The sequence below is a fragment of the Erwinia sp. V71 genome (assembly GCF_965644245.1).
In the GTDB taxonomy this organism is placed as follows: Bacteria; Pseudomonadota; Gammaproteobacteria; order Enterobacterales; family Enterobacteriaceae; genus Erwinia.
The window spans coordinates 26,902-37,650 of sequence record NZ_CBFFRK010000031.1; the positions used below are offsets into that span (position 1 = coordinate 26,902).

At 52.5% G+C, this 10,749-nt stretch carries 9 protein-coding genes and 1 pseudogene; 5 read left to right on the forward strand and 5 right to left on the reverse strand.

The features are described 5' to 3' along the window. Positions 1–3: 3 nt before the first annotated feature. Positions 4–726 (reverse strand): oxygen-insensitive NADPH nitroreductase, encoded by a 723-nt coding sequence (gene nfsA / locus ACSZO1_RS09325; RefSeq protein WP_437611808.1) that lies wholly within the window; start codon positions 724–726, stop codon positions 4–6. Next, positions 710–1,000 (reverse strand): YbjC family protein, encoded by a 291-nt coding sequence (locus ACSZO1_RS09330; RefSeq protein WP_437611810.1) that lies wholly within the window; start codon positions 998–1,000, stop codon positions 710–712. Before ACSZO1_RS09330 ends, nfsA begins: the two co-directional genes overlap by 17 nt. A 253-nt stretch (positions 1,001–1,253) precedes the next feature. Between ACSZO1_RS09330 and ACSZO1_RS09335 the strand changes: the two genes are divergently transcribed. After that, positions 1,254–1,520, forward strand: a complete 267-nt coding sequence (locus ACSZO1_RS09335) for a GrxA family glutaredoxin (protein ID WP_437611812.1) — start codon at positions 1,254–1,256, stop codon at positions 1,518–1,520. Positions 1,521–1,596: 76 nt separating this feature from the next. Here the strand turns inward: ACSZO1_RS09335 and ybjM are convergent, their stop codons facing one another. Next, entirely contained in the window at positions 1,597–1,965 is a 369-nt protein-coding gene (ybjM, locus tag ACSZO1_RS09340) for an inner membrane protein YbjM (RefSeq protein ID WP_437611814.1), read from the reverse strand. Positions 1,966–2,232: 267 nt separating this feature from the next. Here ybjM and ACSZO1_RS09345 point away from each other — a divergent pair, with 267 nt between their 5' ends. The 3 genes from ACSZO1_RS09345 (at position 2,233) to ACSZO1_RS09355 (ending at position 6,811) form a co-directional block, all read left to right on the forward strand. Beyond that, on the forward strand, positions 2,233–3,921 hold the full coding sequence (locus ACSZO1_RS09345; protein WP_437611816.1) for an aspartate:alanine antiporter: 1,689 nt from the start codon (positions 2,233–2,235) through the stop codon (positions 3,919–3,921). A 484-nt stretch (positions 3,922–4,405) separates the two neighbouring features. Further along, positions 4,406–5,011, forward strand: coding sequence for an undecaprenyl-diphosphate phosphatase (gene ybjG, locus ACSZO1_RS09350; RefSeq protein WP_437611818.1), 606 nt, complete (start codon positions 4,406–4,408; stop codon positions 5,009–5,011). 519 nt (positions 5,012–5,530) lie between these two features. Then, the gene (locus tag ACSZO1_RS09355; RefSeq protein ID WP_437611820.1) at positions 5,531–6,811 is read left to right on the forward strand and encodes an HAAAP family serine/threonine permease; all 1,281 of its coding nucleotides are present in this window, start codon (positions 5,531–5,533) and stop codon (positions 6,809–6,811) included. Positions 6,812–6,887: 76 nt separating this feature from the next. Here ACSZO1_RS09355 and ACSZO1_RS09360 read toward each other — a convergent pair whose 3' ends face one another. Further along, complete coding sequence (locus ACSZO1_RS09360; RefSeq protein ID WP_437611822.1) at positions 6,888–8,096, reverse strand: serine hydrolase; 1,209 nt, start codon at positions 8,094–8,096, stop codon at positions 6,888–6,890. Between the two features lie 279 nt (positions 8,097–8,375). On the opposite strand from ACSZO1_RS09360, the gene ACSZO1_RS09365 reads away from it, so the two are divergent. Further along, a complete protein-coding gene (locus tag ACSZO1_RS09365; protein WP_437611824.1) occupies positions 8,376–9,023 on the forward strand; it encodes an HAD family hydrolase in 648 nt (215 codons plus the stop codon). 33 nt (positions 9,024–9,056) lie between these two features. Here the strand turns inward: ACSZO1_RS09365 and ACSZO1_RS09370 are convergent. Further along, positions 9,057–10,163, reverse strand: a pseudogene (locus ACSZO1_RS09370) (PQQ-dependent sugar dehydrogenase). Between the last annotated feature and the right edge of the window lie 586 nt (positions 10,164–10,749).

Here is a 10,749-nt window from a genome sequence, read left to right on the forward strand (position 1 = left end):
GAGTTAACGGGTCGCCCATCCCTGCTGGTGCAGGAAATCGAGAATAAACGGGCGGCTCTCTTTAATAATGGTGCGCTGAATATGCGCACTCCAGGTATCAGTGCGCTGATTGCTGTCGCGCTGCTGGTAGTAGTCCAGCAACTGCTGGTCGTACTGTGCCAGCTGCTGTTGATCGAGCGGCTGGTAACGATTTTCATGCACCAGCATCTGCGCCGGCATACGTGGTTTGACATCCGGTTGCTGATCCGGCCAGCCCAGGCACAGTCCAAACAGTGGCAATACATATTTCGGCAGTTCCAGCGCGTCGCTGACGGCTGCGATATGGTTACGGACACCACCGATAAACACACCGCCGAGACCAAGGGATTCCGCCGCCACCATGGCGTTTTGCGCCATCAGCGCCGTATCGATGCAGCCCAGCAGCAGCTGTTCGGCGCGACCGAGTTGCGCCTGCGGGCAGATTTGCAGATGGCGGTTAAAGTCAGCGCAGAATACCCAGAACTCTGCTGCCTGGGCGACGTACTGTTGTCCGCCACTCAGTTCCACCATTTTCAGCCGCAGGTCGCGATCGCTGATGCGCATAATTGAAGAGCATTGCAGGAAACTGGAGGTAGAGGCGGACTGGGCAGCGGCGATAATCGCCTCGCGCTGGGCATCTGTTATCGGTTGATCGCGAAAAGCGCGCACAGAGCGATGTGAACGTAACAGATCAATGGTCGGCGTCATGAGAGTCTCCAGAGTGATTCGGGGATTTTTTCGCGCGTGGGCGGCCAAACAGTTCCGGCGCCAGCGCCTGGGCGGTGCGCCACATCAGGGTGATTGCGGCAGGCAGCATCAGGGCGATACCGGCAAAGATCATCAGCGTCGCCGCGCCTTTTCCCTGCAGCGACGCGGGTAACGTCAGCCACTGATTGACTGACAACATCGCCAGTATCAGCAATACAATACCCAGCACTTCCAGCAGCAGCACCCATTTGGGTAATTCGCCAAATTTGCGCATTTTATTCTCCTGTGGCGGGAGTCATCGACTCTCTCCGCGTGGTTGCGCCCGGAATTCCAGGGGTTACGCCGCCAGCCTGGCAGCCGCGTTGCCCTATTAAAGCCTAATCCACGCCCTTCTGCATAGCCTGCACTAATCAGATTAACAGGCAATTCCTTCTTCCTTTCCGTCAGCGAAGCGGGCATGATTAGCGCACTAAGCGATAAACTGTGACGATAATCACAGAACAGATTTTAACCTTGAGGAGTGACCTATGTTTGCAGTGATCTTTGGACGTCCTGGCTGCCCTTACTGTGTGCGCGCAAAAGAACTGGCGGAAAAACTGACGGCAGACCGTGATGATTTTAACTTCCGCTATGTTGATATCCATGCTGAAGGCATCACCAAAGCTGATCTGGAAAAAACCGTAGGTAAGCCGGTAGAAACCGTACCGCAAATCTTCCTCGACCAGAAACACATCGGCGGCTGCACCGACTTCGAAGCGTATGCCAAAGAGCATCTGAGCCTGTACCAGGCATAATTGCCACGCTGTCGATAAAACAAAAAACCGGGTTAAGCCCGGTTTTTTTGTTTTCTGAAGAGGTTACTGGCTGTTATTACTCATCGCGCAGAAACAGTGCACGCCATAACATCACCACCAGCGCGCCCGAACCACACCAGAACAGCGCACTGGCGTACCATGCCAGCTCCTGCCAGAAACCGGCACCAGCGACAAAACGGGTGTATGACAGCAGCAGACAAGCAGGGATCGCCAGCAGCGCGCCGCACAGCGCCACACTCAGCGGTGCCTGACGCGAGGTTAATCCGGATAACACACCGGGGACCACAAACAGCAACAAACCTGGCTGCACCCGGCTTTCTCCCGGGCGATCGATAACAATGCCATAACGCACGATAATAAAAATCGCACAGAAAAGCAGGAGACAGGTTATTACGCCCGATAAACGGACGCCTTGCAGCAGCATAGCGTATCCTCAGATGATTCAGTTAAAGCCTGTCCCTGAATTAATTTTCCCTTTAATTCAACAGAAAAGATAACGCCGAAATTAAAAATCGTGCTGTTTCTGGTGGCCGAAATATAAATAAATGATTAAAATAGTCGCGCTTTTATTTGCCCTCACTGGCACTGTGACTTTCACGCGATACACGCAGAGCAATGTCTGGATGCAGATAAACGTTAGCGCATAAACTCACTTCTATCAACAAGTTACTGGTAAACAAGAAGTTAAGCCGTGAACATAAACGTCGCAGAATTGTTAAGCGGGAATTACATCCTGTTATTATTTGTGGTGCTGGCATTAGGTCTTTGCTTAGGCAAATTACGCTTAGGTTCTGTACAACTGGGTAATTCCATTGGCGTTTTAGTGGTTTCTCTGTTGCTCGGACAACAGCATTTCGCCATAAATACCGAAGCCCTTAACCTTGGTTTTATGCTGTTTATTTTTTGTGTCGGTGTCGAAGCCGGTCCCAATTTTTTCTCTATTTTCTTCCGCGACGGAAAAAATTATCTGATGCTGGCGATTGTGATGGTGCTCAGTGCGCTGCTCATCGCGCTTGGACTTGGCAAGCTGCTCGGCTGGGATATTGGTCTGACTGCCGGGATGCTGGCAGGTTCACTGACCTCGACGCCGGTGCTGGTCGGTGCCGGCGATACGCTGCGGCAAACCATCGGCGACGCCACGGCGCTGAATCGTCTGCAGGATAACCTCAGCCTCGGCTATGCCCTGACCTATCTGATTGGTCTGGTCAGCCTGATCGTCGGCGCACGCTATCTGCCAAAATTGCAGCATCAGGATCTGCCGACCAGTGCGCAGCAGATTGCCCGCGAACGCGGCCTCGATACCGACAGTTCACGCAAAGTGTATCTGCCGGTGATCCGCGCTTACCGTGTCGGGCCAGAGCTGGTTGCCTGGGCCGATGGCAAGAACCTGCGCGAACTGGGCATCTATCGCCAGACCGGTTGCTATATCGAACGTATTCGCCGTAACGGCATTCTCGCTAATCCCGATGGCGACGCCATCCTGCAACCCGGTGATGAGATTTCGCTGGTGGGTTATCCTGACGCGCATTCACGTCTCGATCCCAGCTTCCGCAACGGTAAAGAGGTGTTTGACCGCGACCTGCTCGATATGCGCATCGTCACCGAAGAGATCGTGGTCAAAAATAATAACGCGGTAAATAAACGTCTCAGCCAGCTAAAGCTGACCGATCACGGCTGTTTTCTTAACCGGGTGATCCGCAGCCAGATTGAGATGCCGATTGACGACAGCATTATGCTGAATAAAGGTGATGTGCTGCAGGTCAGCGGCGAAGCGCGCCGGGTCAAAAGCGTCGCGGACCGCATCGGCTTTATCTCTATTCACAGCCAGGTGACCGACCTGCTCGCCTTCTGCGCCTTCTTTATTATTGGTTTGATGGTCGGCATGATCACCTTCCAGTTCAGCGGTTTCAGTTTTGGCATTGGTAATGCCGCTGGCCTGCTGTTCGCTGGCATTATGCTGGGCTTTTTACGCGCCAACCACCCGACCTTTGGTTATATTCCGCAGGGTGCGCTGACGATGGTGAAAGAGTTCGGCCTGATGGTGTTTATGGCTGGCGTCGGCCTCAGCGCGGGTAGCGGCCTGACCCACGGACTCGGCAGCGCGGGCTGGCAGATGCTGGTCGCAGGCCTGGTGGTGAGTCTGTTGCCGGTAGTAATCTGCTTCCTGTTTGGCGCATGGGTGTTGCGCATGAACCGCGCGCTGCTGTTTGGCGCGATTATGGGGGCACGCACCTGCGCACCAGCAATGGAGATTATCAGCGATACCGCGCGCAGTAATATCCCCGCGCTGGGCTATGCCGGCACCTATGCTATCGCCAACGTCCTGCTCACCCTGGCAGGGACATTAATCGTCATTATCTGGCCGATTTTTGCCGGCTAAAAAATATTTATTAAATGTTGAGAACTTTTGTTTAGGGTCACAGTCTTAATAAGTGCCACTGCTTTTCTTTGAAATCCCCAAATTGAGGAGCCCGTTAACCATTTGGTTAGCGGGTTTTTTTATGGGAATTTTCTTAACCGACATCCCTTTTCAGCCACGCTTCGCGGGCATAATTAGAGACATGATTCTCAATTAGCATTACACGTCATCAAAATTAAACAAAAACAAAACACCCGTGTCATTTAAGACAAAATCACTTTATCCCCGTCCACCATCCTTTTAGGGAAGGTGCGATTTAATCATTCAAAGTTCTGTTCATGACTACAATGATTGCCGTTCATCTATCGTTTTCAGTGTTTTGGGCGGTTCTTTGTTCATTTACCATACGATGACAGGACGAAAAAATGGTTCCCATCGAATTAATCGCACCTTCCTTAGGCTATCCGCTTGTTTTATTGTTTTTTTGGCCAGCCGGAGTGTGATAATGGAAGAACTGAACCAGACGCTATTTCTCGCAATTAACGCCACCCCAGACTCACCGCACTGGCTGCTGGCATGCGCCACTTTTCTGGCTCGCGATCTGATCGCCATTGTGCCGCTGCTGATTGTGGCGTTGTGGTTGTGGGGGCCACGCGATCATCTGACTTCACAACGCGTTCTGGTACTGAAAACCGGCATTGCACTGCTGTATGCGCTGGCGATCTCCTGGTGTCTCGGCTCACTCTTCCCGCACCCGCGCCCCTTTACCCTCGGCATTGGCCACCAGTTCCTCGAACATGCGCCGGATTACTCGTACCCCAGCGACCACGGCACCACCATTTTTACCTTTGCACTGGCCTTTTTGTCCTGGCACCGCCGCTGGTCGGGCGCAATTCTGCTGCTGATCGGCGCCGCTATCGCCTGGTCGCGGGTTTATCTTGGCGTGCACTGGCCGATGGATATGCTGGGCGGCTTGCTGGTCGGCATGCTGGGTTGTCTGTTTTCTCAGATGGCGTGGCAATTCTACGGTTCACCGATGCTGCAACGGCTCAGCCAGTTATATCGCCTGCTGTTTTCCATTCCGATTCGTAAAGGCTGGGTGCGCCATTAATCTCGCCAGGCTCGAAATAAAACGGGCCTGTTGTTTTATTGCGTGATTAATTGCATCGCAACGTTTGGCTATTTCCCCGCAGGCGTGAAATACATTATTTATTGCGCAATATCCCCGTTCATCACGCCATTCTTTCCCTTTCGTTGCGCAAACTGGTGAATAGTTAAACCAGTCATAAGTTTTCAATATGACATCCCGCTGATTTATATCGCATTAATTCAATTTGCGGCTAAAAAACAGACAAATAAGGCAACATTTAATGACAGTGGAAGAGGCAAAATACAGGACTTAACACCACCCTCAAACTGACAACCAGAACATAAATCAGTCAAAACCATAAAACACAGACTATTGGTCTGGTTTTATTGACGCAGTTGTGATCCTGATCACCCGATATAACAAAACGAACGCTGTACAGCATTTATTGCGGTGGTAGAGTGTGCGCCATAAAAAATAGTGATGGCTGAAAACTGTCACTGTGAATGAATTATTTTTTATTTCGGCACACTGGAGAAGTTCATGGAATCCTCTCAGACCGCTATTCTGGCGGGTGATCAACAACAAAATGCCATGGCGTGGCGTAAAAGCGACACCATGTGGATGTTGGGTTTATACGGTACAGCGATTGGCGCAGGCGTTCTGTTTCTGCCTATCAATGCCGGCCTCGGTGGGTTGATCCCGCTGGTGATTATGGCGCTGCTGGCCTTCCCGATGACGTTCTTCGCGCACCGCGGCCTGTGCCGCTTTGTGTTATCCGGCAGCAAACCTGGCGCCGATATCACCGAAGTGGTGGAAGAACATTTTGGTGTCGGTGCAGGTAAAATTATTACCCTGCTCTACTTCCTGGCGATCTACCCCATTCTGCTGGTGTACAGCGTGGCGATCACCAATACCGTTGACAGCTTTATGACTCACCAGTTGCACCTGCAGTCCCCGCCACGTGCAGTGCTGGCGCTGATTCTGATTATCGGCCTGATGACAATCGTGCGTTTTGGCAAAGAGATCATTGTTAAAACTATGAGCCTGCTGGTGTTCCCGTTTGTGGCGGTACTGATGCTGCTGGCACTGTGGCTGATCCCGAACTGGAGCAGTGCAATTTTCCATAACGTGTCGCTGTCCGGCAGTGGTAATGGTCTGCTGATGACACTGTGGCTGGCGATTCCGGTGATGGTGTTTGCCTTTAACCACTCACCGATTATTTCCGCCTTTGCAGTGGCAAAACGCGAAGAGTACGGTGACCAGGCCGAGGCGAAAAGCTCACGTATCCTGGCTTACAGCCATCTGATGATGGTTGTCACGGTGATGTTCTTTGTCTTCAGTTGTGTGATGAGCCTGACGCCGGAGAATCTGGTAGAAGCGAAAGCGCAGAACATTTCCATTCTGTCTTACCTGGCAAACCACTTTAACACGCCGATGATGGCGTGGCTGGCACCCGTCATCGCGTTCGTGGCGATTACCAAATCGTTCCTGGGTCACTATCTGGGTGCGCGTGAAGGCTTAAACGGTCTGATTGCCAAACAACTGCGTGGTTCTGGCAAAGAAGTGAGTGAACACAAACTGAACCGCTTCACTGCGCTGTTTATGCTGGTCACCACCTGGATTGTCGCTACCCTGAACCCGAGCATCCTGGGCCTGATTGAAAACCTCGGTGGCCCGGTGATTGCCGTCCTGCTGTTCCTGATGCCAATGTATGCCATCAACAAAGTGCCGGCGATGCGCAAATACAGCGGTGCCGTCAGCAATATCTTTGTGGTACTGGCTGGCCTGGTCGCGATTTCCGCGATTCTGTATAACTTCTGAGTCATTACCATTGAGGCGGCCACTGCGCCGCCTCAAACCTGCTGCTCTTCAGCAGACAACAGGCTGCGGGAAAGGATTACGAGAACCACTGACCAAACAAGCCATCAATCTTCATCATCACAAAGTCCCAGATACGGCTAAAGAAGCCCCCTTCCGGCACCTCCTCTAACACCACCAGCGGACGCTGTTCAATGGTTTTGCCATCAAGCTGAAAATCAATCGTACCTACCTGCTGATATTTCTTTAACGGTGCCTGCAGCTGCGGTGAACTGAGGGTAAAACTGGCCTTCAGATTCTTCATCTGTCCTTTCGGGATGGTTAATGCCGCATCCTTCTCGACTCCGAGACTGACCTGCTGACGGTCGCCAAACCAGACGCGCTGGCTGGAAAATGCTGTATTGGCTTTCAGTGGTGTCACCGTTTCCCAGAAGCGGAAGCCCCAGGTCAGCAGTTTCTCACTTTCACGAAAACGAATCGCATCCGTCTGCGCGCCCAGCACTACCGAAATCAGGCGCATATCCCCTTCGGTGGCGGATGCCACCAGGTTATTGCCTGCTCCAGAGGTATGCCCGGTTTTAATGCCATCAACATGCAGATTACTGCTCCACAACAGACGGTTGCGGTTCGGCTGACGAATATTATTGAAGGTGAACTCTTTCTCTTTATGCAGCGCATACTCTTCCGGCACATCACGGATTAACGCCTGACCAATCAGCGCCATATCGCGCGCGGTACTGTACTGCCCGGCGGAATCGAGACCATGCACGGTTTTAAACTGGGTATTCTGCAAACCCAGCGCTTTCACATAGTTATTCATCAGACCGACAAACGAATCCTGACTGCCGGCAACATAATCCGCCAGCGCAATACTGGCATCATTGCCGGACTGAATCACAATCCCTTTATTCAGCTCGGACACCGGCACCCGATCGCCCGGCTTCAGGAACATCAGTGACGACCCCTGCAGCACCGGATTGCCGGTCGCCCAGGCATCTTTCCCCACCGTCACCATATCGTCATTGGTAATCTTGCCAGATTTCAGCGCCTGGCCGATCACATAACTGGCCATCATCTTGGTCAGACTGGCGGGATCAAGACGCTGATCGGCTTCAGACTCCGTCAGCACTTTCCCGCTGGCGTAATCGATTAAAATCCAGGCTTTCGCATCAATCGCGGGCGCGGCGGGTGCCTGCTCAGCGGCGAAGGCGAGAGAAGAGGTCAACAGCAATACGCTGGTGGCAGCCGCCAGTGTCCGGACACTGACGCAGAGGCGAGTTTTATTCATGGCAGGACCAGTCTATCCCTATAAATATTAACGGTTTCATGCTGTTATCAGACAACAATTAACCTAATACGCTAACCTTTCAGCAGCAGGAAAAAAACCGCAAGACCGTAAAGTTATCTAGAGTTTATTAGATAATTCTGTAGCCTGCCGCCGGATGCGGATGATTTCACCGCCTGCAGGCCGTCAGCGCGACCAGGTGAAATTCCGATTTTTCGCAGAGATGTTAAGCCCGTCATATAAATCCGTTAACCTGATACCCGCTTCCAGAGGAGAACGACGATGGATTTAGCCCTTTTCGACCTTGATGAAACCCTGATTTGCGAAGACAGTACCGGACTCTGGCTACGCTGGCTGGTATCACAGGGTTTCGCCGCAGAAGAGCTGCTCGAACAGGAGCGGTTATTGATGGATCAGTACTATCAGGGAACGCTGGCGATGGAGGAGTATATGAATACCACGCTCTCGCCGTTAGCCGGTATGGCGGCGCCGACCGTAGCAGGCTGGATACGCCGTTTTATTCAGCGTGATATCCTGCCGCGCGTCTACCCCTCTGCCCGCGAGCGCATCAGCTGGCACCAGCAGCGCGGCGATACGGTGATCGTGATTTCCGCCAGCGGCGAGCATCTTGTCGAGCCGATTGCGCAACACCTCGGTGCCGATGGCGCGCTGGCGATTGGTGTGGAAATCATCGATGGTCGCTATAGCGGTGCCACCTACGGCACCATGACGTATAAAGAGGGCAAAGTCACCCGCGTCGCCGACTGGAAAAAGGACAAAAATTTCCAGCACACCTGGGCCTATAGCGATTCGAAAAATGACCTGCCGATGCTGGAACACGCCGACCATGCGCATGTGATTAATCCGGATGCGTGGCTGCATCAGGAAGCCGTCACCCGCGGCTGGGAAGTGTGTCGCTGGGTGAAATAAATCGCGGGCCAGCGCGGGCTGGCCCGTTACTGATTACAGCACGACCTTCAGCAGCTTACCGTCACGCTCGTCGGTCAGCACATAGAGAAAACCGTCCGGCCCCACGCGCACATCACGAATACGTTCACCGCGATCCTGCAACAAGCGTTGCTGCTCCACCACTTTCTCGCCATTCAGCGTCAGGCGAATCAGGCTTTTTTCCTTCAGCGCACCGATAAACAGCGAGTTTTTCCGCTGCGGGAAGCGGGCACTGTTATAGAACGCCATACCACTGATGGCCGGAGAGACTTTCCAGTAAAAAACCGGCTGCACCGTACCGGCGACTTCCCCACCTTTCGATTCCGGCACCTTACTGCCGCTGTAATCCAGCCCCTAGGTCGCCAGTGGCCAGCCATAGTTGTTCCCTCTGGCGATGATATTGACTTCATCACCACCGCGCGGTCCATGTTCGCTTTCCCAGATCTGTTGTGTCCACGGATTCAGCGCCACCCCCTGCGGGTTGCGCAAACCGTACGCCCAGATTTCGCCACGCGCATTACTGCGTCCAACAAACGGATTATCCGGCGGGATCGCACCATCCGCCGTCAGACGCACAATTTTGCCCTGCAGCTTATCCAGATCCTGCGCAGTAGCGCTGTTGAAGTTATCGCCGAACACGATATACAGATAGCCATCACGATCAAACACCATGCGGGTGCCCAGGTTCGCACCAGACGACAGCCCCTGCTGACGCAGCACCACTTTAAAATCACGCAGCTGGCGATTATCGTCACTCAATACGCCATAACCAACGACGGCTCCCGCGCCCTCCTTGCCCTCTTCGGTATAACTGAGCCAGACGCGACGACTACTGGTGAAGTCCGGTGCTAGCACCACATCCAGCAAACCGCCCTGACGCTGCGCCCACACCTGCGGCACACCGCTAATGGGTTGTGACAGACCGTCCTGTACGCTCCACAGACGCAGCTGCCCGGAACGTTCGGTGATTAGCAGATGCTTTTCATCAGGCAAAAAGGCCAGTGACCAGGGGTGATCTAACCCATCCAACAACTGTTCCACCTTAGCCTGGGCCTGGGCCTGGGTGGCGGCGGAGAAAAGCAATGATGTGGTAACCAGCAGTGTCGATAACAGGCGAGGCATAAGGTTCTCCTGAGAATAGGTGCAGCGACATCCATCCTGCTTCACGCAGCCGCATTGGCTACGCATAAACTTATTAGCGTATATCAACCTCGCGCGGGGCAAGCCATTACGCAGGCATCTTTACAAAAAATTAATCTACGACCACGCCCATGGCTTATTGTTAACAGCGGAAGAATCATCAAGTATTTAGCCGCCATCCTTCGATAATAAATTCATTAACACACCATCCATTAGCTACCGCAATAAACTTACCCGTTTTAAAAAGGCGAAAAACAGAAAAACTTCACCCATCTCAACATTATTATATTTCACGCATTGCGCTTCATTAGCATTTAAAATAATTGCATAAAGAACAACAGAGGATAAAACGATGGTAGATCTTGTTACTCATAACTCAAATGCTCTTACTACACAGTCTTCCACCCGGCAGGAAAACTATGCAGCTGCGTTGAGTGAATTGTTGAAACACGCGGAATGGAATGCTATCCAGGAGCAATTAAAAGGAAAGGACGCGAATTCAGATAATAAGTGCAACGCTTGGTCATGTGGATGGAGGGACGGTTAGCTACCGATAAGCTATCCTGCT

Coding starts and splice junctions, on each gene's coding strand:
- nfsA (WP_437611808.1), bottom strand. CDS start 726: ATGACGCCGACCATTGATCTGTTACGTTCACATCGCTCTGTGCGCGCT.
- ACSZO1_RS09330 (WP_437611810.1), bottom strand. CDS start 1,000: ATGCGCAAATTTGGCGAATTACCCAAATGGGTGCTGCTGCTGGAAGTG.
- ACSZO1_RS09335 (WP_437611812.1), top strand. CDS start 1,254: ATGTTTGCAGTGATCTTTGGACGTCCTGGCTGCCCTTACTGTGTGCGC.
- ybjM (WP_437611814.1), bottom strand. CDS start 1,965: ATGCTGCTGCAAGGCGTCCGTTTATCGGGCGTAATAACCTGTCTCCTG.
- ybjG (WP_437611818.1), top strand. CDS start 4,406: ATGGAAGAACTGAACCAGACGCTATTTCTCGCAATTAACGCCACCCCA.
- ACSZO1_RS09355 (WP_437611820.1), top strand. CDS start 5,531: ATGGAATCCTCTCAGACCGCTATTCTGGCGGGTGATCAACAACAAAAT.
- ACSZO1_RS09360 (WP_437611822.1), bottom strand. CDS start 8,096: ATGAATAAAACTCGCCTCTGCGTCAGTGTCCGGACACTGGCGGCTGCC.
- ACSZO1_RS09365 (WP_437611824.1), top strand. CDS start 8,376: ATGGATTTAGCCCTTTTCGACCTTGATGAAACCCTGATTTGCGAAGAC.